23 protein-coding genes are annotated in these 24,780 nt (G+C 71.3%); 9 read left to right on the top strand and 14 right to left on the bottom strand.

The features are described 5' to 3' along the window. Positions 1-46: 46 nt before the first annotated feature. From msrA to DB32_RS05440, 3 genes are read left to right on the top strand one after another with little or no spacing between them, the layout of a single operon-like run. Positions 47-703 carry a peptide-methionine (S)-S-oxide reductase MsrA gene (gene msrA / locus DB32_RS05450; RefSeq protein ID WP_053231363.1) on the top strand — a complete coding sequence of 219 codons (657 nt, stop codon included), beginning with the start codon at positions 47-49 and terminating at the stop codon, positions 701-703. A gap of 45 nt (positions 704-748) precedes the next feature. Next, positions 749-1,045: a hypothetical protein gene (locus DB32_RS05445; RefSeq protein WP_053231362.1), complete on the top strand. Its 297-nt coding sequence runs from the start codon at positions 749-751 to the stop codon at positions 1,043-1,045. Next, a complete protein-coding gene (locus DB32_RS05440) occupies positions 1,042-3,096 on the top strand; it encodes a fused MFS/spermidine synthase (protein WP_053231361.1) in 2,055 nt (684 codons plus the stop codon). The genes DB32_RS05445 and DB32_RS05440 overlap by 4 nt, the downstream gene beginning before the upstream one ends. 6 nt (positions 3,097-3,102) lie before the next feature. Here the strand turns inward: DB32_RS05440 and DB32_RS05435 are convergent, their stop codons facing one another. From DB32_RS05435 to DB32_RS46445, 3 genes are all read right to left on the bottom strand, one after another. Further along, positions 3,103-3,507, bottom strand: a complete 405-nt coding sequence (locus DB32_RS05435; RefSeq protein ID WP_053231360.1) for an NINE protein — start codon at positions 3,505-3,507, stop codon at positions 3,103-3,105. A 173-nt stretch (positions 3,508-3,680) separates the two neighbouring features. After that, positions 3,681-4,913, bottom strand: coding sequence for a hypothetical protein (locus DB32_RS05430; protein ID WP_157068752.1), 1,233 nt, complete (start codon positions 4,911-4,913; stop codon positions 3,681-3,683). Between the two features lie 212 nt (positions 4,914-5,125). Next, positions 5,126-5,827 carry a hypothetical protein gene (locus tag DB32_RS46445; RefSeq protein WP_157068751.1) on the bottom strand — a complete coding sequence of 234 codons (702 nt, stop codon included), beginning with the start codon at positions 5,825-5,827 and terminating at the stop codon, positions 5,126-5,128. A 106-nt stretch (positions 5,828-5,933) separates the two neighbouring features. Between DB32_RS46445 and DB32_RS46440 the strand changes: the two genes are divergently transcribed. Beyond that, a complete protein-coding gene (locus DB32_RS46440) occupies positions 5,934-7,145 on the top strand; it encodes a leucine-rich repeat domain-containing protein (RefSeq protein WP_157068750.1) in 1,212 nt (403 codons plus the stop codon). 24 nt (positions 7,146-7,169) lie between these two features. On the opposite strand, the gene DB32_RS05415 is transcribed toward DB32_RS46440, so the two are convergent. Then, on the bottom strand, positions 7,170-8,567 hold the full coding sequence (locus DB32_RS05415; protein ID WP_053231356.1) for an ATP-binding protein: 1,398 nt from the start codon (positions 8,565-8,567) through the stop codon (positions 7,170-7,172). 105 nt (positions 8,568-8,672) lie between these two features. Next, positions 8,673-9,935, bottom strand: a complete 1,263-nt coding sequence (locus DB32_RS05410) for a hypothetical protein (RefSeq protein ID WP_157068749.1) — start codon at positions 9,933-9,935, stop codon at positions 8,673-8,675. Between the two features lie 151 nt (positions 9,936-10,086). Here DB32_RS05410 and DB32_RS05405 point away from each other — a divergent pair, with 151 nt between their 5' ends. Beyond that, entirely contained in the window at positions 10,087-10,512 is a 426-nt protein-coding gene (locus tag DB32_RS05405; protein WP_169791351.1) for an SMI1/KNR4 family protein, read from the top strand. A 124-nt stretch (positions 10,513-10,636) separates the two neighbouring features. On the opposite strand, the gene DB32_RS05400 is transcribed toward DB32_RS05405, so the two are convergent. Beyond that, a complete protein-coding gene (locus tag DB32_RS05400) occupies positions 10,637-11,389 on the bottom strand; it encodes a double-CXXCG motif protein (RefSeq protein ID WP_169791350.1) in 753 nt (250 codons plus the stop codon). A gap of 104 nt (positions 11,390-11,493) precedes the next feature. On the opposite strand from DB32_RS05400, the gene DB32_RS05395 reads away from it, so the two are divergent. Beyond that, on the top strand, positions 11,494-11,811 hold the full coding sequence (locus DB32_RS05395; protein ID WP_053231352.1) for a hypothetical protein: 318 nt from the start codon (positions 11,494-11,496) through the stop codon (positions 11,809-11,811). Between the two features lie 95 nt (positions 11,812-11,906). Here DB32_RS05395 and DB32_RS47975 read toward each other — a convergent pair whose 3' ends face one another. The 4 genes from DB32_RS47975 to DB32_RS05375 form a co-directional block, all read right to left on the bottom strand. Then, positions 11,907-12,224, bottom strand: coding sequence for a hypothetical protein (locus DB32_RS47975; protein WP_169791349.1), 318 nt, complete (start codon positions 12,222-12,224; stop codon positions 11,907-11,909). A 721-nt stretch (positions 12,225-12,945) separates the two neighbouring features. Next, positions 12,946-14,055, bottom strand: coding sequence for a sensor histidine kinase (locus DB32_RS05385; RefSeq protein ID WP_053231350.1), 1,110 nt, complete (start codon positions 14,053-14,055; stop codon positions 12,946-12,948). A gap of 221 nt (positions 14,056-14,276) precedes the next feature. Then, positions 14,277-14,723 carry a DUF2141 domain-containing protein gene (locus DB32_RS05380; RefSeq protein WP_053231349.1) on the bottom strand — a complete coding sequence of 149 codons (447 nt, stop codon included), beginning with the start codon at positions 14,721-14,723 and terminating at the stop codon, positions 14,277-14,279. Further along, a complete protein-coding gene (locus tag DB32_RS05375; protein WP_083457156.1) occupies positions 14,723-15,547 on the bottom strand; it encodes an SAM-dependent methyltransferase in 825 nt (274 codons plus the stop codon). The genes DB32_RS05380 and DB32_RS05375 overlap by 1 nt, the downstream gene beginning before the upstream one ends. Before the next feature lie 186 nt (positions 15,548-15,733). Between DB32_RS05375 and DB32_RS05370 the strand changes: the two genes are divergently transcribed. The 3 genes from DB32_RS05370 (at position 15,734) to DB32_RS05360 (ending at position 18,233) form a co-directional block, all read left to right on the top strand. After that, positions 15,734-16,696 (top strand): hypothetical protein, encoded by a 963-nt coding sequence (locus DB32_RS05370; RefSeq protein WP_053231347.1) that lies wholly within the window; start codon positions 15,734-15,736, stop codon positions 16,694-16,696. 116 nt (positions 16,697-16,812) lie between these two features. Next, entirely contained in the window at positions 16,813-17,334 is a 522-nt protein-coding gene (locus tag DB32_RS05365) for an RNA polymerase sigma factor (protein ID WP_075097823.1), read from the top strand. Beyond that, the gene (locus DB32_RS05360) at positions 17,331-18,233 is read left to right on the top strand and encodes a hypothetical protein (protein ID WP_053231345.1); all 903 of its coding nucleotides are present in this window, start codon (positions 17,331-17,333) and stop codon (positions 18,231-18,233) included. The genes DB32_RS05365 and DB32_RS05360 overlap by 4 nt, the downstream gene beginning before the upstream one ends. A gap of 104 nt (positions 18,234-18,337) precedes the next feature. Here the strand turns inward: DB32_RS05360 and DB32_RS05355 are convergent, their stop codons facing one another. From DB32_RS05355 to DB32_RS05340, 4 genes are all read right to left on the bottom strand, one after another. Then, positions 18,338-22,231 carry a PAS domain S-box protein gene (locus tag DB32_RS05355; protein WP_053231344.1) on the bottom strand — a complete coding sequence of 1,298 codons (3,894 nt, stop codon included), beginning with the start codon at positions 22,229-22,231 and terminating at the stop codon, positions 18,338-18,340. A gap of 231 nt (positions 22,232-22,462) precedes the next feature. Then, positions 22,463-23,392, bottom strand: a complete 930-nt coding sequence (locus DB32_RS05350) for an NAD(+)/NADH kinase (RefSeq protein ID WP_240481158.1) — start codon at positions 23,390-23,392, stop codon at positions 22,463-22,465. Next, positions 23,389-24,132, bottom strand: coding sequence for an NUDIX hydrolase (locus DB32_RS05345; RefSeq protein WP_157068747.1), 744 nt, complete (start codon positions 24,130-24,132; stop codon positions 23,389-23,391). The genes DB32_RS05350 and DB32_RS05345 overlap by 4 nt, the downstream gene beginning before the upstream one ends. Then, positions 24,129-24,776, bottom strand: coding sequence for a hypothetical protein (locus tag DB32_RS05340; protein ID WP_169791348.1), 648 nt, complete (start codon positions 24,774-24,776; stop codon positions 24,129-24,131). Before DB32_RS05340 ends, DB32_RS05345 begins: the two co-directional genes overlap by 4 nt. Positions 24,777-24,780: the final 4 nt, after the last annotated feature.

Below are 24,780 nucleotides of genomic sequence, written 5' to 3'. Positions count from 1 at the left end.
GGAGGCCCGGTTGCGGTGTGCGCACCCAGGCCCGAAGATCTCGGCCATGTACGCCTACGCCGATCCGAAGAAGCTCCGCATGCCGACCGCCGCCGAGGCGCTGCCCGGGCGCGACGAGAAGATGCGCGTGCCGTCGCAGCACTACGTGCTCGGCACGCCGCTCGAGCCGCCGTTCGCCGAGGGCATGGAGCTCGCGCTGTTCGGGCTCGGCTGCTTCTGGGGCGCGGAGAAGGCGTTCTGGAAGCTGCCCGGCGTGTACAGCACGTCGGTCGGCTACGCGGCGGGCATCACGCCGAACCCGACGTACAAGGAGGTCTGCAGCGGGCGCACCGGCCACAACGAGGTCGTGCGCGTGGTGTTCGACCCCAAGAAGATCTCGTACGAGCAGCTGCTCAAGACGTTCTGGGAGACCCACGATCCGACGCAGGGCATGCGTCAGGGCGCCGACGTGGGGACGCAGTACCGCAGCGGCATCTACGCCTACGGCGACGCGCAGAAGCGCGCGGCCGAGGAGAGCAAGCGCATGTACGAGGAGAAGCTGCGCGCCGCGGGCTACGGCGCGATCAGCACCGAGATCCTCGACGCGCCGGAGTTCTTCTACGCGGAGGACTACCACCAGCAGTACCTCGCGAAGAACCCCGACGGCTACTGCGGCATCGGCGGCACCGGCGTGAGCTGCCCCGTCGGTCTCCCCGCCGAATGACCGCATGACAGCGCGCGCTCGCTCGGCGAGAATGCGCGCGTCGTCATGCAGCCGAACGAACGCAAGCTCTACGTCCAGATCCTCGGCCAAGTGCTGATCGCCGACGGCGCGCTCTCCGACGCCGAGCGCACGTACCTCGACGGCGTGATGGACGCGCTCCAGATGAGCGCCGACGAGCGCAGAGCGGCGTTCGCCGGGATCTCGGTCGACAGCCCGATCGAAGAGCGCGTCGCGGGCCTCGGCGCGAGCGCGCGCGACCGGCTGCGCGGCGAGCTCGCGCGCGCCGTCGACGGCGGCGACGAGACCGCGATCCTCGAGCGCGTGCGCGCAGCGCTCGCATGACGGCTCTCCGCGTCTTCGTCTTCCTCGGCGCGTTCCTGCTCTTCGCGATGGAGCCGATGGTCGGGCGGCTGCTGCTGCCCGGCTTCGGTGGTGCGTTCCACGTGTGGACGACGTCGCTGATGTTCTTCCAGGGCGCGCTCTTCCTCGGCTACCTCTACGCGCACCTCGTCTCGGAGCGCGCCGGCCGCTGGCACCTCGCGCTGATCGCGATGCCGATCGTGCTCCTGCCGCCGACGGTGCGCATCGCGGGCGAGGGCGGCGGTATCGGGACGCTGCTCGCGACGATGGCGGTCGACTTCGGTCTGCCGTTCATCGCGCTCGCGACGACCGGCGTCGTCGCGCAGGGATGGCTCGCGCGCTCGACGCTGCCCGGTCGCGCGAGCCCGTTCTTCCTCTACGCGACGTCGAACGCGGGATCGCTCGTCGCGCTGCTCGCGTACGCGCTGCTGATCGAGCCGTTCGTCGGCCTGAGCGTGCAGCGCTGGGCGTGGGCCATCGGGTTCGTGCTCTATCTCGTGTCCGCGTTCTTCGCATACCGCGCGACGCACGCGGGCGGCCCCGCGCCGGTCATGGCGACGGAAGCCGTAGCGCCCGCTACGGAAACCGTAGCGCCCGGTCGCATCGTGTACTGGCTGCTGCTGAGCGCGTTCCCGAGCGTGTTCTTGATGGCGGTCACGAACCTCATCGCGCTCGACGCCGGCAACGTGCCGCTCGTGTGGGTCGTGCCGCTCGCGCTCTACCTCGGCACGTTCATCCTCGCGTTCGGCGAGCCGTCGCGCGTGCCCGCCGCGGTGCGTCGCCTGTGGCCGCACTTCGCGGCGGTGGGGCTCTTCTTCTTCGCGGGCGCGGAGACCGGCGGCACGTGGCTGCAGGTCGTGCTGCACCTCGGCGTGATGTTCGCGGTGTGCCTCGCCGCGCACGGCGAGCTGCACGCGTCGCGCCCGAGCGCGAAGCACCTGACGCTCTACTACCTCGTGATCTCGCTCGGCGGATGGCTCGGCGGCGCGTTCGTCGCGCTGGGCGCGCCCGCGTTCTTCACGGGGCTCTGGGAGTACCCGCTCGCGCTCGCCGGGCTCGCGCTCACGATGGTGATCGCGCGACGCGCCGAGCTCTTCGCGTGGATGAAGGGCCCGGGGCGCGGCGCGGTCGCGATCACGATCGTGCTGATCGGCGCGATGGCGTGGCGCATCGCGAGCGCGAGCAGCAGCGCGCAGGCGAGCGCGACGCGCACCCTCGAGGTCCGTCGCAGCTTCTACGGTCTCTACTACGTGCTCGAGCGCCCGGCGCCCAGCCAACACAGCGCGCGGGGCACCGAGCGCGATCTCGTCAGCGGCACCACGCGCCACGGACGGCAGTTCCTCGCGCCCGAGCACCGCAGCGAGCCGCTCAGCTACTACCACCGCAGCGGTCCGCTCGGCGATGCGATGGCGATCCTCGCGTCACGTCCGACGCGCGCGACGCGCCTCGGCGTGATCGGCCTCGGCGTCGGCGCGGCCGCGGCGTACGTCGAGCCCGATCAGTCGATCGACTTCTACGAGATCGATCAGGCCGTCGACGATCTCGCGCGCACGCACTTCCACTACCTCGAGGACTGCCGCGGCGACGAGCAGACGCTGGTCGGCGACGCGCGCCTCACGCTCGCGCGCGCCGACGTGCGCACCGACTATGATCTCCTGCTCGTCGACGCGTTCGCCGGCGACGCGATCCCCACGCACCTCGTGACGCGCGAGGCGGTCGAGCTCTATCGCGGCGCGGTGGCCGAGCACGGCGTGCTGCTCTTCCACATCTCGAACCGCTACTACGACCTGCGCCCGGTGCTCGCGGCGATCGCGCGCGACCTCGGGATGCACGCCGCGACGAAGCAGTTCCTGAGCCCGCCCGATCGCCAGGCCGCGGACCCGAGCGTCTACTTCGTGATGACCGAGACCGAAGGCGAGCTCGCGCCGTTCGTCGAGCGCGGCTTCACTCCGGTCACCGCGACGTGGCCCGAGCCCGCGATGGTGTGGACCGACGATCACGCGAGCACGCTGCTCGCGCTCATGCCCGACTGAGCGCCGTCAGCTCTTCCACTCGCGGTTCGCGACGCTGACCTGCTCGTTCATGGTCCAGAAGTCGTAGACGATGCCCGCGCCGAGCAGGCCGGCGGTGCACAGGTAGAGCAGGCCGCTCCAGATCTTCCCGACGTAGAAGCGGTGCAGCCCGAAGACGCCGCCGTACGTCAGCAGCAGCCACGCGACGTCGTAGCGATACGGCCCCTCGTGGTAGCGCTCGGCCGCGTCGCGCGCGAGCAGCGGCATCAGGAAGAGGTCGAGGATCCACCCGACGCCGAGCAGGCCGAGCGTGCACAGGTAGACCGTGCCGCTGATGCGACGCCCGTAATAGAAGCGGTGCGCGCCGAGGAACCCGAAGAGCCAGAGCGCGTACCCCACCAGCACCCCGTGCGAGCTCCGCTGCGTCGTCATCCCACTCCTCCTGGCCCGTACATACGCACGAGGCGCCACGAAGATTTCTAGCGCTCCGGACGCCGCGCGATCACTCGCGATCGCGAGCGAGCACGCTTCGCCTCGTGTCCGGGCAACCGATCGAGCGCGCGCTCATCGTCGCCGTCTCCCCGGCAACACGGTCTGGACTGATCTCAGCGCACGCGCTCGATCCCGAGCAGGAAGCCTCCGGTCAGCCGGAACTTCTCGGCGGTGCCGTCGGGATGCAGCTCGACGACGGCCGTGTTGCCGCCTGCGACGTAGCCCGTCTCGCTGACCTGGTAGTAGCTCACGCCGTCCACGACACGCGTCGCGCCGTCGACGTCCTCGTAGCCCTCGAGGTCGGGATACGGAACGGCGGTGCCGTCGCTCAGATCGACGAGCACCGGCTCGCGCGCGTCCGTGGTCCAGAAGTCGTCGGGGGACGCCGGCAAGGGCACCTCGGAGCTCCAGACGCGCGTGACGTACTGGTCGCCCGAGACCCAGATCCAAGGCGTGTTCACGTAGCTCCCGGTGGTCGCCTCGTAGTCGAGCACGTACGTCGGGTCGAGCTCGACCTCGCCCGCGCTCACCCTCAGGGCGCACGTGCGGCTGCCCTCGATCCCGCCGTACGCGTGGAAGTACCCGAAGTAGCCGCCGCCGTGCACGTACAGGTCGCCTCGCTCGTCGAGGAAGGACGGCCCGCCGGGCAGGCAGCGCGTGTCCTCCACGAAGCGCGGCGGACTGTCGTCCTCCGCGTTCGCGATCGCGAGCACGACGCCGGGATGCGACGTGGGGGTCGCCCAGTCACCGGAGAACATGTTCCAGATGACGCGTCCGTCGATGACGTGCGCGTCGTACGCAAACGTCTCCATGGAGTCGGGCCGCTCCGGGTAGTCGAGCTCGATGGTGCCGGTCCGGATCATCTCGTCCGGGTTCCACACGACGATCAGTCCGAGCTGTGGCGCCAGCGTGTAGGCCCGCGTCGAGGAGATGAACACCGTCGAGGTCGCGTTCGCGCTGGGGATGCCGAAGTCCGCCCAGCTGAAGCGCGGTCCTTCGATCAGCTCGAGGTCCGCGCTCACCGAGAACCGCTGCACCACCCCGTCCTGCTCGACGAAGATCCGGCCGTCGTGAACGCTCACGTTCGCGTTGCCGAACTCGCGGAACTCGCCGAAGTCGATGTCGCCTTCGGGGACCTCCGGAAACACGCGCACGTACGTCAGATAGTCTTCCGGCGTGTACGCCTGGCCGACCACGACGACCGCTGGCCCGAGCGTGCCGCCGCCACCCCCGTCGGGATCCGAGGAGTCGGGGCCGGAGGAGCACGCGCTCACCGAGGCACCGACCGCGACAGCGACGACGAAGAGGCGCGACCGGAGAGCGCTGGCCGCCGACACGAAGCTCATCGAGAAGCCTCCGCCCGGGAACATCGCCCGGGATCAGATGGAAGTGATTCGCATTCGCAATGCGAATCGTCAAGCGGCGGTGACCCGCGTTCGCGAGCGCGCTCCGCGACGTCGGTCGAGCGCTGGTCGCGTCGCGTTCGACTCGGAGCTCGCGGGCGGCGTGGCCCGCGGGACGCGCCGAGATCGCAACGGTGAGCGCGGAGGCTCGAGCCCTAGATGGGATCACGATGCACGTCGCCGACGCCGACGTGCAGCTCACGCGCGGAGAGCACGCCTCCCGCAGGTGCGGCGATGTCCTCACCGATCACGACGACGAGCTCCGACGCCGCGCCGGTGCATCGCCACGACAGAGCGAGCATCACGTCACCGGGATTCTCGAACCGCTCACACGGGCTTCCGCCGAGCGCGATCTCGATCGCCTCGGCGCCGGCCGCGGCGACGCCTTCCGAGAACTCGATGTCCACCCACACCTCGCTCGCGCTCGCCCGCGTCGATCCGAGCATGCGAATGCGAGGTGCGGAGTCGGTGCGAAAGCGCGCGGCCCAGCTTCCATCCTCGAGCGCGATGACGCCCGACGGTCGCACGTCCAGGCCGGCCTCCATCGGCGTCGCGACCACGGCATACCAGCCGGGCGATACGGCACCGTCCAGCGTCACGGTGTGCTCTGCGACGTCGCTTGCCACGTGGCTCGCGATCGTGTGGGCGACCGGGGCGCGATCCGGCCAGCTCACGACAGAGAGCTGGAACGCACCAGGGTCGCCGCCCTCGATTCGCAGCGCCGAGACCGACCCGGTCGCAGTCGCGCCGTCGGGGCCCGCCATCGTGACGAACGACCGAGTCGGTGGTCTGCCTGAGCTCGGATCGGCGCAGCCCGCGACCACGGCGCAGAGCACGATGACATCGCGCGCGTTCATCGTCGTGACTCGATCGTATCATCGACACGGATTCGAGCCGCTCCGGCGGCGCGCGCGGACCTCGAGATCGAGCACCGCGATCATCGGACGGAGCCGAGGGGACGACATGAACGGGCTGCTCGAATGGGCGCTCACCAACGCGGCGCTCGCACCGAGCGCGCCGCGATGGAGGGCCATCTGGGAGCGCGCGCCGGAGCTCTCGCCGACCGAGCTCGCGGAGCTCGACCGCGCGCTCGCGCACTGGCCCGACGGCTCGCGCGTGGCGCACGCGGCGTCGCTGGAGGACGGTCCGCAGCCCGCGCACGCGCTGGTGCGCCGCCTCGAGCTCGAGCAGGGCGTGGTGGACGCCGCGCTCGTGCGCGCGGTGCTCGGGAGCGAGCACACCGCGCGCGTCTCCTCGCTCGCGCTCTTCAGCATGGAGACCCAGCTCGACGCGATCCGCGTGCTCGCCGACGCGGCGCCGGCCGCGCTGCGCGAGCTCCAGCTCGCGGGCGACGCCATCGCGGACGACGCGTCCGAGATCCTCGCGGCCTCGGCGCTGCCGATCCGCGTCCTCACGTTCGAGGGCGCCACGACGAACCGCAGCGTGCGCGCCATCGCCGCGGGGACCGGGCTCCCGGCGCTCGATCACCTGCAGTACCACGACGTCCAGGTCGACGACGAAGGCGTCGTCGCGCTGGCCGCGTCGGAGCGGATGGCGCGCCTCGGCACGCTCCGCATCTCGTACGCGCAGGTGGGGCGGGCAGGCGCGGAGGCGCTCGCGAGCACGAGGCCGTCGCGCCTCGAGCACCTCGACCTCGGGCTGAACCACGTCGGCCACGAGGGCGCGAGAGCGCTCGTCGCGTCGAGCGCGCTCACGTCGCTCCGGTCGCTCCATCTCTCCGAGAACCGGCTCGGCGGGCCGGGGGTGCGCGCGCTCGCGGAGCACTGCAGCCTCGAGCGGCTCGCCGAGCTCTCGCTCAGCTACAACCAGGACTCGAACCGACTGCTCGACCCCGACTCGATGGTGGGCACAGACGGGGTGCGCGCGCTCGCCGCCGCGCGCTGGCTGCGGACGGTCGAGCGCCTCGAGCTCGCGGGCAACGCGATCGGCGACGAAGGCATGGACGCGCTCTGCACGTCGCCGAACCTCGGTGGGCTGCGCGAGCTCGACGTCGCAGACAACCAGCTCGGATCGCGTGGGGTCGCCGCGCTCCTCGCGAGCAGCGTGATCGACCAGCTGAAGAAGCTGCGCATCGAGCTCAACGAGCTCGGCGACGATGCGCGCGACGCGCTCTTCGATGCGTGCGAGGCGCGCGGCATCGCGCTCGTCGCGTGACGAGCCCCGCGTCGAGCTCACACGCTACCCGCCTTGCGCTCCGAGCTCGCATGCGAGGCGGATCTCGCGCGGCGTCATCGGACCGCGCAGGAGCGACATCGCCCAGCGCGGGTGCAGCAGCGCGACGTCGGAGCCCTTCGCGTCGCGCGCCACGAACCAGCGCGGCCCGAGCTTCTTCACGATGTTCGAGAGCGTGCTCTTCTTCTTGTCCTCGCCGAGCGCGTCCATCACGCGCTGGCGATCGGCGTCGGTGGGCAGTCGCCCGAGCATCCACGTCCCCGCGTTCGAGAGCGCGCGGTAGTCGAGGTCCATCGGGTTCTGCGTCGCGAGCACGCAGCCCACGCCGTACGCGCGCGCCTGCTTGAAGAGCGACACGATCGGGCGCTTCGTCGGCGGCGAGCTCGGGTGCGGCGGCACGAGCCCGTAGACCTCGTCCATCACGACGAGCGCGCGCAGTCGCGACGTGCCGGGCAGCGTGCGCACCCAGCTCAGCACCTCCTCGAGGATCACGCCGAGCGCGAGCGCGCGCTCGCTCTCGTCGAGGTGCGCGACGCTGACGATCGTCGCGGGCGTGCGGCCATCGACGGGCTCCATCCAGCGCGCGACGTCGAGGTCGCCGCCGCGGCGCCACGACGCGAGCGTGGGCGACGCGATCAGCGTGTTGAGATCCGCCGCGAGCTCCGCGCGCTGCCGCGCGCCGAGGAACTGATCGACCTCGAGCGCGCCCACCGACGCGATCGGCGGATCGAGGATCTCGAGGACCAGCGCCTCGAGCGGTGCCGCATCGCCGCGCGCGACGCGACGCTCGGCGAGCACCGAGAGGAACGCGTGCTCGCGGCTGCGCGCCGGATCGCCCTCGCGCCCCGCGAGCCGCAGCACGAGCGAGATCGCACCTGCGAGCGCAGCGCGCGCAGAGTCGGGATCGCTCTGCCAGCGCGGAGAGGGGCGCTCGAGCGCGGATAGCAGATGCAGCTCCTCGCCCGCGCGTGTGCCCGGCGTGACGATCCGGACGAAGCTGCGCGCGACGTACGAGGCGAGCTCGGCCTCGCCGAGCGACCACGCTGCGAGCTCGCGGACGTGTCGCGCGATCGCCTCGTCGACGACCGGCGGATCGGCGATGCCGTCGACGTCGCCGCGGGCGGGCTCGATCCACGGCGTGACGAGCGCGGGATCGAGCGACGGGAACGCGAGCGCGAGGTTCGGGAGATCGCCCTTCACGTCGACGACGAGCACCGGGACGCCGGCGCCGAGCGCCTCCTCGATCATCACGGTGACGAGGCCCGTCTTGCCGCTGCCGGTCGAGCCGACGATGACCGCGTGCGTGAGGAGGTCGTGGGTGGGCAGCTCGAACGGACCGAGGTCGGTGCGACCATCGACGGTGCGACGCTGACCGAGCCGGAGCGCCGGGTGGTGGCTGGACATGGCGTGCCTCGACGGAGGGGGCGCGCGCCGCGGAAGAGCGCGGGGGTGCGATCGTCCGCGGCGCGCGCCATGGGGGTGACGTGGCTCAGCGAGTGGCGAGGTGAATCAAGAGGTGAAGGGCGCGGGGCCGCTGCCCGGGACGGGATCGATCGGCGCCGGCGCGGGGGTGGGCGTGACGGCGGGCTCGGTCGGCGTGGGCTGCGTCGGCTGCGCGGGATTGGGCTGACCCGAGCCCGCGTCGGTCGAGCCGGAGCTGGTGCGGTGGAAGCCGCGGCGCGCGGCGTAGAGCGAGGGCGCGATCGCGTCGGCGTCGCCCTCGGCCCAGCGCACGTACGTGAGCATGCGCCGGACCTGGTCGTAGACCGACACCAGGTGGCTGAGCGCGCGGGTGCGCAGCTCGGCCGCCGAGATGCGCGGCGCGCCGGCGATGCGCGGCACGCCGCGGTCACGCGCGTTGAGCGTGTCGAACATCTCGGTCGCGACGCGCTCGATGTCGACGAGCGTCTCGATCGTGAGCGAGGTCTTTCCGCCGACCTCCGGCAGGATCGTGCGCGCGAGGTCGATCAGCGTGAGCGTGCTCGTGACGAGCGGCCGATAGCCCTGGATGGGCCGGCCGGGATCGATGCGCGAGGCGTCGAGCAGCTTGCGGAACGCGAGGCTCTCGAGCTCGTTGACGAGGTAGCGGTGCGACTGGGAGACGCGCGCGGCGAGCTCCGCCACCTCGGTCCCGCTCTCGGCGTTGGTGACCTCGATCTCGGCCTGGATGCACGCGTAGACGAGCCCCTGGAGCTCGTCGAGGGACGCGACGCCCTCCTCGCCGAACTGCGCCGCGATGGCGTCGCGGTGCTGCATGATCAGCGGGATCGCGCCGGAGACGATCGCGCCCGTGACCTTCACGTCGAGGCGCAGGTCGCGCTTCACCTTCTCGGTGGGCAGGAGCACGAGGAATTCGCGTCGCTGATCGAGCGCCGCGCGCAGCGCGAGCGGGCTGGGCTCGGGCGGCGAAGTGGGAGTGGGATTGAGAATCGGATCGGGCACGGCGAGCCTCCTTGGCGTTCGGCAGATCGCCGACGTGCCAGGCTCATCGCGCGCGGTCGCCAGGCGTTGCGTGGGCGCGAAGAGAAAATGTGCGCGCCGGGTCTGGAGGCGCGCCGGGACGAGTCGGATCGTCGTGGAACGCGGGAACATCGCGCGAGGACGATCGCGATCGTCGCGGGACGGTTTCAGGACGCCGCGGGACGAGTGGAGTTGCCCGGACTGGATTCGAAATCCAGAGGAGGACAACTCGAGTCGTCCGAGCTGGATTTCAAGTACGGAGAAGGGCAAGTGAAGTTGTCCGAACTGGATTTGAAATCCAGAGGAGGGCAACTCGAGTTGTTCGGACTCGACTTGAAATCCACGCGCGACAACTGAAGTCGTCCGGACCGGATTTCGCGTACGGGGCGGCCGAACTGGGATCGCCGGCCGTCATGCAGCGCGCCGACGCCGCGCTGTATAGTCGGCGGCCATGCCGAGCGATGTGTCGATCCAGGCGCTCTTTCCCCGAGCCCGCCTCGCCCCGCCCGCAACGGAGCAAGCGATCGCCGCCGCCGAAGCCACGCTGGGGGTTCGGTTCCCGGCGCAGCTGCGACGCTTCTACCTCGAGTGCGATGGCTTCCGAGAGGACCGCGGCAACGCGAAGTACCTCCTCTCGCTGGCGGAGCCCGACAGCGTCGGCTCGCTCGTCGCGACGACGCGGTTCTACTGGGAGGAGTGGCCGGGCTTCTTCCCGGAACTCGACTTCCGCCCGTTCGTGTTCTTCGGCTTCTCCGGAGGCGACGACGTCTGGGCGATCGACTGGTCGCGTGGAGACCGGATCATCCGCTACCACCACCACCTCGGGGCCGAGTACGAGGTCGCCGGCAGGGACATCCTGGAGGTCTGGCGCGCAGACTACGCGCAGTGAGCCCGCGTCGTTCATCCGTGCGGGGAACCTGCAGGCGGTGGTGCCGCGTCGCGGTCGACTCCACGGCGGGGCAAGGCGGATGTGGTCGTTCGATCGAGAGCGCCTCTGTCTGCCGACCGCGGCGCTACTCCAATCCGACAGGGAGGAAGCGCGCACCCTTCCATGCGCGCGCGCTCACCACGTCGACGAAGCGCTGAGTCGCGAGCACGACCGTGGTCGCCTCCGCACCGCGGAACAAATCGAGGTCAGTGGGAATCGACTCACGCTCGAAGCGAAGCTGGTCGCGGTCTGGCAGCGTGATTGGCAACCGCCCGCAGATCGAGCACCGGTTCGCCTCTGCCTCAGCACGCAGGCTCGACACGAGCCGTGCTCGCGGCGGAATATCGACCGCGCTGAGCTGCAGATCCTCGCCCGTACGCTTCAGCGTGAATTCACACGGAACGGGCGCGCTCCCGAGGCGAACCCCTTGGCGGCTGAGCTCCTCCCATACGGCGAGTCGCGCCAACAACTCAAAGCCGCAAGGCAGATAGAGATCGCGCGGCCGCCTGTCGACGACCGCCGCACGGGATCCCACCGAAGTCGTCGGACCGAGAACGAGCGCATCGCCGACGCGCTTGCGAAGCGCTGCGATGTGCTGGGCGAAGTCCGCCGGCGGGAGATGCTCGGTACCGGAAGCTGTGGCGAGGCCGTCCAGCTCACGCGGGTCGATCGACGGATACCATAGACCGGTCCGGCCCCACTTCCCGCATCGCGGACAATCAATGCCCGCGATCGTCCACCACCCCGTGGGCAGCGGAAGGTCGTCGGATGCGGGCTCGACCGCGTAGCACTCACTCACATCGGCAGCATAGCGATGAACGAAGCGTCCGTCGTTCACGCCGCCTCTCCGCATCAGCATCGACCCCGCGCGTCGCTGGCCGCGAATGCCGGCCGCACCGCAGTGTTGCGATCGACCGACGCGTCGAGCAGAAAGGGCATCTCATGCTCCTCCGCGACGACGACGACATCCTCCCAGACGCGGCATCCGACCTGGAGCGAGCGTTTGTCGACAGTCTCGACGCCGACGAGCGGAGAGCGGTCGAATCCAGAATCCTGTCTGCCGCACAGCGCCATTGGCTGAAGGCGGCTCGCGTCGTATGGGACGCGATCGACGCCAGCGACTACGACGTCTGGGACGCCTCCGTGGTGCACGCGCACGTGCGTGCGCTGGCCGGTCTGGTCGGGGCGGGCGAGCTGGAGTCCCGAGGCGACCTGCGCAGGCCGCGCTTCTCGGAGGTATGCCTGCCGCCACACGCTTGAGAGCGGCGCCGGGAGAGGTGCGTCGCACCGTATCCGTCTCCGACGCGACACTCCGTGCACCACAGGAGAATCGGTCGTCGACGGCCACCGCACCACTAGCGAGGTTCGTAACGAATGCAGCCGACGAGGCGCGGCTCGCCACGGTCGCAATACTGTTCGTAGCGGGCACGCAGCCGGCGCAGCACGGCACCGTCCAGCTCGATGTCGAGGATCGTGAAGCTGCCGCCCAGCGTGTTGCAGCCGCGGCCGGTTCCTCCGATCGACATCCCGGGGTGGCCCGGCTCACGGAAAGGCGCTCTCTGCGCGTCGAGATACGTTCCCGGCCCGAGCGGAACGTCGTCATCCCGAGATCGGAACTCGAACGTCCACCACCAACTCCCCTCAGGCTGTTCCCTCGCGTCCACTGGATCCACGAGGGTGAGATGGGCGTCACGGCCCAGCCATCCGAAGCGTCGCCCTGAAACGAGCCTCCGAGCGTGATGAAGTCGCCAGGGTCACCCGAGAAGACGTACGCGTTGCCGGTTCCCCCCGAGCAGTCGTAGGGATCGAGCGACCCAGCGTCCCTCCCCGCGTCGAGTGGCGCGAGGCCGCGCCGTCGTCAGGCGCCGAGCGTCCATCGTGCTCGGCCGCGCCCGCGTCACGCGGCGCTACCGCGCCGTCACGCCCGCCGTCGAGTGAATCGCGCCGGTGTGACGCCGTGCATGCAACCAGCAGCAACGGGAGCGGACTCGACAGCCAACGCGCGTGGCGGCGGCAAAGACGACTGATGAGGGCTCCGTGCTCAAGAGACTCTCACACGTTCGGGATCGTCGAGAGTCGCCGAGTTGCGATGCGAGGTCCGGTTTCGACTGCCGGCGCCTCGATCCACATCGCCGAGCTCCGCGCCGGCGCGAGCTCGAGGCACGTTCCGGCCACGAGCTCGACGAAGCTCGGTCGCGAGACCGAGCTGCTCTTCCGTGCGCGTATGCGGTGGGTCGCGATCGCGTGCGGGAGCCCCGACGGCCCGCCGCGCGACTCCGAAGCCGACTCGACGCGCATGCTCGTCGGCGCGACGACCGAGGCGCTCCGCGAGCGCACGCTGCTCGCGTTCACGTCGTACCCGGCGCGTCGGGCACGCGTGACCGCTGCACGGGGTCACCTCGTCTGCGCGCCGCCTTCGCGCGGCTCGACCTCGCGCTGCACCGTGACGCAGAACGTGCTCCCGCGTCCGGGCGCGGTGTCGAGCTCTATGCCCCCGCCGAGCGCCTGCGCGGCGTGACGCGCGATCCGCAGACCGAGCCCTGCGCCGCCCCCTCTCCCGGGCTGAATCTGATCGAACAGCGTGTCGCGCGTCGGCGCGTCGATGCCCGGCCCGGTGTCGCTGATGCGGAACACGACGACGTCGCCGCGTTCCTCGACGTCGATCAGCACGTGGCCGCGCGCGGTGTACTTCACCGCGTTGTGCACGAGGTTGCCGACCGCATCGGCCAGCAGGTCGGGATCGGTGCGCATGCGCAGCGAGCGGTCGACGTGCGCTTCGAACCGCAGTCCCTTGCGGCTCGCTTCGCGCTCGTGGTCGCTCATCATGTCGTCGAGAAGCCGCGCCGGCTCGACGTCCACCGGATGCACCGGGAGGTCCGCCGGCTCGTAGCGCTCGACGCGGAGCACGCCCTCCACGAGTGTCTTGAGGCGACCGACGTTGCGCCGAAGTCGCTCGACGTCTGCGATCCTCGGGGCGCGCTCCGGCTGGGACGCGACGAGCTCGACCGTCATCGAGAGCGCGTTCAGCGGCGTACGGAGCTGGTGCATCACGCCAGCGAGGTACTCGGCGCGCGCGTTGCTCACGAGATCGGCCTCGCGCTTCGCGTAGCGACGCACCGACTCCGCGGCGAGCTCGAACATCGCCTGGTAGAAGTACGAATACTCCGCGAACGTCACGTGGATGCCGCGCTCGTCGATCCAGTCGCGCACGATGCGCACCGCGAGCTCGAACTCCTGCACGACCTCTTCGATCGCGACTTCCTGGGTGATGCGGTTCTCCGGATCGAGCCGGTGCGGAGAGTCTCGCCACATCATCGCGGGGCGCTCGGCCTGATTGCCGCTGGCAAGCTGGTCCGCGATGACGCGGAGCTGGTCCGGCAGCGAGTCCTTCAGCGCGGCATCGCTGAGGTCGTGGTGGGGCTGTCGATCGTCGCGCCACGCGTCGTGCCAGCGCTGCACGATCTCGTCGACGTTGTCGTGGATCTCGCGCGCCAGTGCCGACATCTGCTCGACATGCGCCCTCCACGCGTTGACGCAAGTGGCGGCGTCGGAGCGCGTCGAGTGAGCAGCTCGGACGCGTCGTCGCGATCCACAGCCGGCTCTCGCGTGATCTTCGGGTCCTGCTGTCGGAAGGGTTGGAACACGCGCCCGCGGCAATATCGAATCTCACTCTATTGCAATACAAGTCGGTGCACGCCGCGTCGACCGACAGGTCGTCGCGGCGATCAGAGGCCGTACCGCGCGGCGACGCGCACGATCTCGTCCTCCTCGCGATGCGCGAAGCACGCACGCTCGAAGCTCGGCGGGCCGCCGAGGCCCACGGGTGCGTCGTTCGAGAAGGCGAATCCCTCGGTGGGAACCCCGAAGAAGTCTCGATCGAGCTCGCCGTCGCCGTCCTCGTCGTGCATCAGCGAGAGCGCGTAGCGCCCCGGTGGGAGCGTGCCGAACGAACAGCGCGCGATCCGCGCGGTGACGTCGACACGACAGCGCGCGCGCTCGTGTCCCTCGCGCAGCCACGTGCCGGTGTGCTCGAAGAGCCCCGCGCGAACCTGACCGCGCACGCTGCGCAGACCGTGCACCTCGACGACGACGCGCCCCTCGGCACCGGCGTCGACCGCTGCGGGCGAGGCCACGACGAGCGTGACGACCACCATCGCGATGCGCGCGCGCATCACGCGACCTCCGGCCGACGCGCGACGACGAGCGCGTAGTCCCACGGATAGAGCAGGTACGGTGCGAGCGCGAGATCGTCGCGGATCGCGCGGTGGCGCAGCGCGTTCCGCGCCATCCAGCGCCGGAACGCAGGGAGAACGTCGTGCGCGATCGATCGACACGACTCGACGACGAGCCCGGCGCGCCGCACGCGCGTCTGGTACGCCGCGAGGTCGTACGCGTTCGCGAGCGGGAACGCGAGAGCGCGCGAGAGATGCGAGAGCATGCCCGCCTCGACCACGTTCGCCGGTGGCGTGAGCACGAGGTCGGCGATCACGAGGCGGCCGCCCGGCGCGAGCACGCGACGCGCTTCGTCGAAGAACGCGTCGCGATCGTCGAAGTGGAACGCCGCCTCGATGCTGACGACTGCGTGCGCCGACTCGGGCTCGAGCGGCATCTGCGTCGCCGACGCGCACACGAACTGCGCGCGGCTGCCGTGCCCGGCGTTCTCGGCCAGCGCGCGCGCGTGCGCGAGCTGCGCGCGAGAGACGTTGAGGCCGATCACCGACGCGGCGCCGCGCTCGATCGCGCGCAGCGAGGCGAGCCCGAACCCGCACCCGGCGTCGACGACGCGATCGCCGGGCGTGATCGCGGCCTCGTCGAGGACGAGATCGAAGAGCGCGAGGCTCGCGTCGTGGAGGCGCGTGGGCGCGCGCGCCGCGCGCGCCGCGCGCGTCGCGCGCCAGTAGCCCATGTTCACGACCGGGGCGGGGCCGTCGGACGGAAGTGCTCGTGCCCCGCGCGCGTCGTAGTGACGCGCGACCGAAGTCGCCACCGCTGACATCGATGCCTCCTCGTGCGCAGCGCACGGCGCGCACGTCTCGATCCGGGAAATGACGAGGCATCGATCGGCTCGTCACGAATTCGAGATCGTGAGACGACGCCGCGATCGGACGCGCGCGCTCGAGACGAGCGGTGCGGCGCACGATTGCTGCGCCGCGCGTGCGCTTCCATGCTTGGAGCCGCTCGCATGGACGCGCTGGCTCGACGCCCCATCCGCGCGGATCGCGCGGCGCGCACAGGGACGCTGCTCGCGTCGGTCGTGCTGCTCCTCCTGCCACCCGCGTCGAGCGCTGCCGCGCAAGCAGCTCACGAGTCGCGCGTCGGCCTGCGCTGGATCGCGCCCCCGGAGTGCCCCGACGCGCCCACGGTGCGCGCGCAGGTGGCCGAGCTCGCGCCCGAGCGGCGGCTGACGTACGCAGTGCTCGGACACGTCGAGGTGACCGCCGGCGGGGAGTACCGCCTTTCGCTCCGCGCCGAGGGGGCTCCCGGGCTCGATCGCACGTTCGTCTCGCGAGACTGCGCGACGCTCGCGTCGACCGCCGCGCTCGTGCTCGCGACGATCGCTGCGCCCGACGCGCCGTCGGTCGAGCGCGTGGACACTCGGGACGAGGCGCAGCTGCCGAGCAGTCCGTCGGCGCGCTCGCCCCTCCGCACGATCGTCGGGCTCACGGTCGGCGCCGGCGCGGGATACCTGCCGCGCGTCTCGCCCGCGATGACGCTCTCGATCGGGATGGGGATCGAGGGCCTCGAGCTCGAGCTCTTCTCGCGCGCGAGCACGTCGACGTCGGATCCGTCGCGGCCCCAGCTCTGGTTCGTCGTCGCGGGCGTGCGCGTGGGCTGGGCGTTCGCGATCGACTGGTTCGAGATCCGGCCGTACGTGTCGGGCGACGGCGGGTTCTTCTCCGTCGCGCCGGAGCTGCGCGCAGACCCTGACCGAGAGGTCGCCGCGCCCGTCGGGATCGCGAGTGTCGGGCTCGGTACCGAGCTCCGCGCGTGGGCGGTGCGGGAGCTCGCCTTCGTGCTCGTCGTCGACGGGAGCGTCCCGCTCGTGCGGCGCACGCTCGCGCTGCCGGAGCACGACGTCGAGCACGCGGTGGCCGAGTGGGGCACGTATTTCGCGGCGCTCGGAGTCGCCCTGCGGATTCCGTGACGGCGCCGCGCGCGGCCCGCCATTTTCCGGCGATGTCGGTCTCCCGTGCGCTCCTCGGCGACTCGGATGCTCCGGGCCACGGGCCCGCGGCGGGACCGGTTCCGACGCGCGGCGTGATGCCGACTTTCGACGAGCTCTACGAGACCCACGTGGCGTTCCTGTATCGCAGCGCGCGCGGTTTCGGCGTGGGCGCGCATGCCGTGGAGGACGTCGTGCAGGACACGTTCCTCGTCGTTCACCGGCGCCTGCCCGAGTTCGACGGGAGAGGCTCGGTGCGCGCGTGGCTCCTGCGCATCCTGTTCAACGTCGTGCGGGAGCACCGGCGCCGCTTCTCTCAGCGGCGCGAGGACGAGACGCTCGACGACCAGCGCGTCGCGGACGAGCACGCCGCGAGCCCCCACGAGGACGCGGAGATCGCGGAGGCTGGCCGCATGCTGGAAGAGATCCTCACGTCGATGGACGAGGATCGACGCAAGGTGTTCGTGCTCGCCGAGATCGAAGGCCTGCCGATCCCCGAGATCGCAGAGGCGATGGAGACGAGCGCGAACACGACCTACTCGCGCTTGCGGCTCGGGCGTCGCGACTACGACGCGGCGGTCGCGAGGCTGCGCGCGCGCGCGGCACGGAGGCGACCGTGAAGGACCGTGATCTGATCACGAGCGGACGGGCGTCGTTCGAGCCCGATGCTGCGACGCGCGGTCGGATGCGCGCACGCGTCGACGCGGCGATCGCCGCGAGCGCGGTGGCCGCGGCAGCGAGTGACGTCGCAGCGAACCAGGCGGTCGGCAGCGCCGCGGGAGCGGGCACCGTCGCCGTCACGGGCGCAGCGACGCCGGCTGCCGTCGCGTCCGGTAAGGGCGTGCTCGCGATCGTGTTGCTCGGCCTGGCGGGTATCGTGCTCGCCGTGGTCGGTGTCGCGACGCGTGGGACCGACGTGCGCACCTCGTCGGCTGCGCCCGCGGTCACGGTGGAGATCCCGTCGGCGCGCGAGGGAGGGCACGACGCGACGGCGCTCGAGACGCCGTCGATCTCCGAGCCGGTGATCGCTCCGCCCGTGCTCGTCGAGCCGCGAGCGCGGCCTCCGCGTACGACACGCGCGCGCCCTCGCGGGCGCGATGTCGACGCGTCCTCCGCGAGCGCGCCCGCGCCGAGCGCCGTGCCGCCGAGCGTCACCCCTCGAGCGATCGAGGACGCGCCGCGCGCTCCGCGCGACGACGACCCGCTCGCGCTCGCGCCGAGCACACCGCCGGCCGACGATCCGCTCGCGCGAGAGCTCGCGCTGGTGCGCCGCGCGACCGATGCGCTGCGCGCAGGCGACGCGACGGGTGCGCTCCGCGCGCTCGACGAGCACGCGCGCGATCACACGCACGGTGCGCTCGCGCAAGAGCGCGAGGTCTTGCGGGTGATCGCGCTCTGCGAGCGCGGGCTCGATGCGCGCGCCACGGAGGTCGCGACGCGCTTGCTCGCACAGGGCGACGCCGCGCACGCCGAGCGCATCCGACGCTCGTGCGCGCGTGCCGCGCTCGACGCGCGCTGACGCACACGATCAGACGCGAGGACGAGGAGACCCAGGTCGCGCACCATGCGATCGCTGCGCTTCGAGGCGAGCGCTGTGCCGCGCTGAAGGCCGCCGAATCTCCCCTACCCGCGCATTCGCCGGCCCACCAACGCCGCGATCGCCGCGACCAGCTCTTGCGGCTCGGTGGGCTTCGCGACGTGGTTCTGGAAGCCCTCCATCAGCGCGCGCGTGCGGTCGTTCATCGACGCGTACGCCGTGAGCGCGATCGCCGGCACGCGGCCGCCGCGCTCCGGGGGCAGCGCGCGCACTTGGCGAATCAGCTCGTAGCCCGACGCGTCGGGCATGCCGATGTCACTGATCAACACGTCCGGCGGCGCCTCGCGGAATCGATCCAGCGCTTCGTCGACGGACGCAGCGAGCACGACGGTCGCTCTGCACTCCTCGAGGATCGACTCGATCAGATCGCGCGCGTCGGGCTCGTCCTCGCAGACGAGGATGCGAATCCCGTCGAGCTCCGGCGGGCAGCGCAGCGGCGCCTCGGGACGGCTCACTGCCTTGCGGGTCTCGGAGCCGACGAGCGACGTCGATCGCAGCGGAGAGACCGGCAGCTGCACCACGAACGTCGCGCCCTTTCCGATGCCCTCGCTCGCGACTCCGATCGTCCCGCCGTGCAGCTCGACGAGGTGCTTGACGATCGCCAGCCCGAGACCGAGCCCGCCGTGCGCGCGCGTGATCGTCGAGTCCTGCTGTCGGAACGGCTGGAACACGTGCGGGATGAACGACGGCTCGATGCCTGCCCCGGTGTCGGACACGACGATCTGCACGTGCGAGCTCTCGCGCTCCACGCGGACGTAGATGCGGCCTCCCTTCGGCGTGAACTTCACGGCGTTCGAGAGCAGGTTCCAGACGACCTGCTGGAGCCGCGCGCTGTCGCCGTTGAGCGTGCCGGCATCCGGATCGAGCAGGACCTGGAGCCGCACGTTCTTCGCGTCGGCGGCGGGTCGCACGACGTCGACCGCCGCCTCGACGACTGCGGCGGGCTCGACGGGAGCGAGGCTGAGCCGCAGCCGACCGGTCATCACGCGGCTGAAGTCGAGCAGGTCGTCGACGAGCTGGACCTGGACTCGCGCGTTGCGCTCGATCGTCTCGAGCGCGCGATCCCGCTTCTCTTCGTTGAGCGTGCCGGAGCGCAGCATGCGGCTCCAGCCGAGGATCGCGTTCAGCGGGGTCCGCAGCTCGTGCGACGTGACGCTGAGCAGCTCGTCCTTCGCACGGCTCGCTTCCTCGGCGCGCAGCCGCTCGCGCTGCGTCATCTCGAAGAGGCGCGCGTTGTCGATGGTGACGCCGACGCGACGGCCGAGCTCCTCTGCGACGTCGAGGTCGCGCTCCTCGAAGAGCCGGCCCGACTCCGACGACGCGAACGAGATGACGCCGACGACGCGCCGGTGCGCCGCGATCGGCACGGCCATCCACGAGCGCAGGCCGAGCTCGCGGAGGAGCGCGAGGTGCTCGGGGCCACGGGCGCTCGCGACGAGCATCTCGTCGGTGATCTCGCGAGCACGATCGGGCACACCGGTTCGCGCGACGCGCAGCGCGGCTTCGTGCTCGACCGAGGGGAACTGGCGGTCGAGCTCGCGGAGCAGCTCGATCCGGTTGGGATCGACGTGCGCGAGCGCGACGCGCTCGAGCCCACCCGCGTCGGTCACCAGCTCGATCGCGCACCAGTCGGCCATGTGGGGCACGGCCAGCCGCGCGAGCGTGGGCAGCGTCGCGCGGTAGTCGAGCGACGTCGTGAGCAAGGCGCCCGCTTCGGCGAGGAAGCGCTGCGTCTCCTCGGATCGCTTGCGGTCGTCGATGTCGGTGCACGAGCCGACCCAGCGGATGATCCGCCCGTCGCCGTCGCGCACCGGCGCACCGCGCGCGAGGAACCACCGGTAGCTGCCGTCGGCCGCGCGCTTGAGGCGGTACTCGACCTCGTAGGGCTCGCCGGTCGTGAGCGCGCGTGTCCATGCAGCGCTCGCCGCGGCGACGTCGTCGGGGTGGACGATCCGCTGCCACGTCGGCTCGCTTCGCATCTGCTCGAGCGAGAGCCCCACGTACGCGAGGAACTGCGGGTTGCAGTACTCCACCGCGCCGTCGGGCGAGGTGGTCCACACGAGCTGCGGCGACGACTCCGCGAGCGCGCGGTACTGCTGCTCGGCAGTCATCGTGGCGGCGTGCAGGCGCGCGTTGTCGATCGCGACCGCGGCGTGCGCGGCGACCGCGACCAGCATGCGCTCGTCCTTCTCGGTGAAGACGCCCGGCTCCGCGTGGCCGAAGAAGAGCCCTCCGTGCACCTCGCCGCTCCGCGAGACGACCGGCACCGCGAGATAGCTGCGGACCGGAAGGTGCCCGGTGGGCATGCCGTGGTAGGGCGGCTCCTGGCCGTAGCGCGCATCCTTCGTGACGTCGCTCGAGCGGACGACGCCGGCGCCGGCGAACGTGGGCGCGAAGAGCGCGGTGTTGCGCGGCATCGGGAAGCCCGCGAACCGGTCGCGCGACACGCCGCTCAGCGTGTAGAGCATGTAGCTCCCGCCGTCGGGGCTCGTGACGTTGTGGAAGAACGCGCCGAACTGCGCGCGACACACCTTCGTGGCTTCGTCGGTCAGGCGCGCGAAGATGCTGTCGAGATCGAGGTCCGCCGCGAGCGCGGTGCTGACGCGGTAGAGCGTCTCGTTGAGGCGTGCTTCTTCCGCGAGCTGCTGCTCGGCGCGCTTCGCGTCGGTCACGTCGAGCACGAGGCTGACGAAGCCCTGGACCGTGCCGTCCGGGCCGCGGTCCGGAACGTACGAGGCGCGCACCCAGCGCGTCCCGGCGTGCTCGTACGGCAGCTCCGAGACGAACGATCTCGGCTCCCCCGCGAGCGCGGCCTCGACGTGCGGGCGGACGGCGGCGTAGGCGGCGGGGCCGAGCACGTCGACGAGGTGCTTGCCGAGGAGCTCGTCGCTCGGCCGGCCGAACCACGCCTCGTAGGCGCGATTGACCTGCTGGTACGTCTGGTCGCGAGACAGGTACGCGACGAGGCCGGGGATCGCGTCGACGATGAGCCGCAGCTCGGCCTCGCGGCGCTGGAGCGTCTCGGTGAGCTCGCGGAACCGAGTGCGGTCCTGCGTGACCTTCACGAACCCCACGAGCGCGCCCGAAGACGCGTGCAGCGCCGAGAGCGACACCGCGGCGTAGAAGCGCGAGCCGTCCTTGCGCTGCCGCCACCCCTCGCCTTGATAGCGGCCCTGCGCGCGCGCGACCTCGAGCTCGGTCTCGGGCAGCCCCGACGCCCGGTCCTCGGGCGTGAAGAACATGCCGAAGTACTTCCCCTGGACCTCGTCGAGGCGATAGCCCTTGATGCGCTCGGCAGGCGCGTTGAACGTCACGACGCGTCCCTCGGGATCGAGCATCGAGATCGCGTGGTCGCGCACGCCGTCGAGGATCAGCTGGAGGCGCGTCTCGCGTTCCTGCAGCGCGTCGGTCAGCTCGCGGTAGCGAGTGCGATCTTGCGTGACCTTGACGAACCCGACGATCTCCCCGGACGGGTCGTGCAGCGCCGAGAGCGAGACGGCGGCGTAGAAGCGCGAGCCGTCCTTGCGTAGACGCCAGCCCTCGCCTTCGTAGCGGCCGTGGGCGCGCGCGGTCTCGAGCTCCAGCTCGGGCAGGCCCGAGGCGCGATCCTCTTCGGTGAAGAAGACGCGGAAGTGCTGCCCCTGCACCTCGGCGAGCTGGTAGCCCTTGATCTGCGCCGCGGCCGCGTTGAACGTGACGATGCGACCCTCGGCGTCGAGCACCGAGATCGCGTGGTCGCGAACGCCGTCGACGATGAGCCGCAGCCGCTCCTCCTGGCGCTGCAGCTCGCGCTGGACGCGCTGTCGCTCGAGCTCGGTCGGGCGCGTGGCTGCCAGCTGCTGCTCGGCCGCGACGAGGCGCTGACGGAGGCTCGCGAGCTCGTCGATGAGCGCTTCTCGGGTCTTCTCGTGATCGCTCATCGTTTCCGCAGCAGCGCGTCGGGACCGTCGTGGACGTCGGGCCCCCACGAGTCGGCGGCACGACACCACGCGACCGGCACGACGTAGGCACCGGATTGCGACGTCCAAGGCCTGGCGTACCGCGAGTACGGACAGATCGCGAGTCTCTCCACCGCGCCGCGTGCTCGGTGTCCCGCGAGATGGACCTCGTGCTCGACGGAGCTCGAGGTGCGGCGCGCGAGCCCAGCCGCGCTACCCCCGCGGAAAGCCGAGCAGCGTCAGGGGCTCGTCGCTCCTTCGGAACACCAGGCGGGCGCCCATGCGCACGTCGCGCACGTGGTGCGGGCCGTCCATGAACACGCGGCCTTCGCGCACCTTGCTGATCACCGCGAGCTCTTCGCCGGGATCGATCAACCCGCGCACCATGCGGTAGCTGCCCTCGGGCGGCAGGTACGGCTCGCGCACGATGTACTGCAGGCGCTTGCTGCCCACCGGCATCACGCGGCCGCCCGCCGAGAGCTGCGCCGCGGTCGAGCCCGCAGGCGGGCCGATCCAGATGCCGCTCGACTTGTGCTCTTCCTCGCTCACGCGTCCGTCGTCGTGCGCGTGGCGCAGCACGTAGCGCGTCGTCGCCGCCGGGCTCGAGTGCGCGAAGAGCGCGTCGTTGAGCACGCGCTTCGTGAGGATCTCGCCCTCGAGCTCGACCTCCATGCGCGTGAGGCGCGTCTCGCGCAGCTCGCCCGCGAGCGCGAGCTCGAGCGTCTTCTTCACCTCGCCCTTCGCGCCCGCGCAGAAGTGCCCGACGCTGTCCTTCGGCGCCGAGTTGATCGCGACCACCGGGATGCCCGCGCCGACCCAGCGCGCCGCCCACAGCAGCGTGCCGTCGCCGCCGATCGTGACGACGAGATCGGTGTCCTCGACGAGCCCTTCGTCGCCGCGGAAGCGGAACACCGCGCGCACACCCATCGACTCGAGCGCGGCGCGCGCCTCGTCGATCGTCGAGACGTGATCCTCGTGCGCCTCGATCAGACGCGTCACCGCGGGATCACGCCGCTCGAGCAGCTCGAGGAATCGCGCGTTCTTCCGCTCCTTGACGTTCGTCTGGTAGGCCGACTTCTTGTACACGACGAGCACGCGCGGGACGTCGCGCGCGCTCATGCGGCGCGTCGGCCGCGTGCTCACCGGGTGCCCTCCGTGTCCCAAGGGGGCTCCGCCCCCTTTCGAGCCCCGGCCGCTCCGCGATCGTCGTTTCCGCGATGATCGGCGAGACGGCGGATCGCGACCTCGGTCTTCACGTCGCCGATGCGGCCATCACGACACGCGGCGAGCGCCTCCGCGACCGGCACCCACTCGATGTTCGCGCGCTCCTCGACCGGCGAGCCGTCCATCTGCGGCACGGTCGCGCCCTCGGGATCGCACTCCGCGACGAAGAGGTGGACCTTCTCCGCGATCACGCCCGGCGTGAGGTACACCGCGGGGCCGAGCCGCACGAACGCGCTCGGCGCGACCTCGAGGCCGACCTCCTCGAGCGTCTCGCGCGCGCAGCAGCTGCGCAGTCCGTCCTCGCCCTTCTCGTCGACCTCGACGAGCCCGGCCGGCACCTCGAACAGCGTCGGATCGGCGCTCTCGTCGGCGATCGGCAGCGAGTACGTCGGACGCAGCGCGATCGGCGGACGGATCGACGAGCGCAGGCACACGCGACCATCGCGCGAGACGAGCACGATGCCGACCGCGTCGATCGCGTCGCGCTCCGCGCAGTCGTAGCGGTACTCGCGGCTCGTGCTGCCGTCGGCGTAGCGGTTGCGCAGCACGAGGCGACGCACGCGCACGAAGCCCTCGTTCGACCGCATCGACGCGCTCTCGTCGCGCACGATCTCGATCGACACCGCAGGCCGCTCCACGAGGGAACGCTTCTCGCTCATCCACCCTCCTCCGGCGTCCACGAGAGACCGACGCCCGGCGCGATCACCCACGTGCTCGCGCTGACGCCCGCGTCGGGCCCGCTCGTGTCGCTCCAAGCCTCCGACCCGATCACGCCCCAGACGTCGGCACCGACGTTCAGGAGCGCACCGTGGCCGAGCACGAACCCGAGATAACAGCCCGCGCCGAAGAACGGGCCCGCAGTCAGCTTCTCGGCCTGCGTCGCGCCGCCCCAGAGCCCCGCGCGCAGGCGCACCGAGACCGCGAGCGACTCGGTCAGGATCTCCGCGGACGCCGAGATCCCGAGCGGCATCATCACGCGGTTGCTCGCGTCGCGCTCGCTGGGGATCGCGCCGGCGCCGACGAAGCCGCCGATGCGCAGCCACTGCCACGCGGCCCACACGTCGAGCATCACGAGCCCGCCGAGGTCGAGCCCGTCGGCGATCAACAAGTGCGCGCCGAGCGCGCCCGAGGGGCGCAACGACTCCTCGGGCGGCTCCTCGAGCTCCTCGGGCGCGTCCTGCGCGACGAGCTCCTGGACCGGCTCGTCGGGCGCGCCGAACACCTGCGCCGATGCGCGCGATGGAGCGAGCGCCGCGATCACGATCGCGCTCGCGACGACGATCGATCCGGCGGCGGCGCGCACCACG

This window comes from Sandaracinus amylolyticus (assembly GCF_000737325.1).
GTDB classification, from domain to species: Bacteria; Myxococcota_A; Polyangia; order Polyangiales; family Sandaracinaceae; genus Sandaracinus; species Sandaracinus amylolyticus.
This window is presented reverse-complemented; position numbering and strand designations above follow the sequence as displayed.

Excerpts from the sequence above, each read along its gene's own strand:
- msrA (WP_053231363.1), top strand. The coding sequence starts at position 47 with ATGTACGCCTACGCCGATCCGAAGAAGCTCCGCATGCCGACCGCCGCC.
- DB32_RS05445 (WP_053231362.1), top strand. The coding sequence starts at position 749 with ATGCAGCCGAACGAACGCAAGCTCTACGTCCAGATCCTCGGCCAAGTG.
- DB32_RS05440 (WP_053231361.1), top strand. The coding sequence starts at position 1,042 with ATGACGGCTCTCCGCGTCTTCGTCTTCCTCGGCGCGTTCCTGCTCTTC.
- DB32_RS05435 (WP_053231360.1), bottom strand. The coding sequence starts at position 3,507 with ATGACGACGCAGCGGAGCTCGCACGGGGTGCTGGTGGGGTACGCGCTC.
- DB32_RS05430 (WP_157068752.1), bottom strand. The coding sequence starts at position 4,913 with ATGAGCTTCGTGTCGGCGGCCAGCGCTCTCCGGTCGCGCCTCTTCGTC.
- DB32_RS46445 (WP_157068751.1), bottom strand. The coding sequence starts at position 5,827 with ATGAACGCGCGCGATGTCATCGTGCTCTGCGCCGTGGTCGCGGGCTGC.
- DB32_RS46440 (WP_157068750.1), top strand. The coding sequence starts at position 5,934 with ATGAACGGGCTGCTCGAATGGGCGCTCACCAACGCGGCGCTCGCACCG.
- DB32_RS05415 (WP_053231356.1), bottom strand. The coding sequence starts at position 8,567 with ATGTCCAGCCACCACCCGGCGCTCCGGCTCGGTCAGCGTCGCACCGTC.
- DB32_RS05395 (WP_053231352.1), top strand. The coding sequence starts at position 11,494 with ATGCTCCTCCGCGACGACGACGACATCCTCCCAGACGCGGCATCCGAC.
- DB32_RS05385 (WP_053231350.1), bottom strand. The coding sequence starts at position 14,055 with ATGTCGGCACTGGCGCGCGAGATCCACGACAACGTCGACGAGATCGTG.
- DB32_RS05380 (WP_053231349.1), bottom strand. The coding sequence starts at position 14,723 with ATGCGCGCGCGCATCGCGATGGTGGTCGTCACGCTCGTCGTGGCCTCG.
- DB32_RS05375 (WP_083457156.1), bottom strand. The coding sequence starts at position 15,547 with ATGTCAGCGGTGGCGACTTCGGTCGCGCGTCACTACGACGCGCGCGGG.
- DB32_RS05370 (WP_053231347.1), top strand. The coding sequence starts at position 15,734 with ATGGACGCGCTGGCTCGACGCCCCATCCGCGCGGATCGCGCGGCGCGC.
- DB32_RS05365 (WP_075097823.1), top strand. The coding sequence starts at position 16,813 with ATGCCGACTTTCGACGAGCTCTACGAGACCCACGTGGCGTTCCTGTAT.
- DB32_RS05355 (WP_053231344.1), bottom strand. The coding sequence starts at position 22,231 with ATGAGCGATCACGAGAAGACCCGAGAAGCGCTCATCGACGAGCTCGCG.
- DB32_RS05345 (WP_157068747.1), bottom strand. The coding sequence starts at position 24,132 with ATGAGCGAGAAGCGTTCCCTCGTGGAGCGGCCTGCGGTGTCGATCGAG.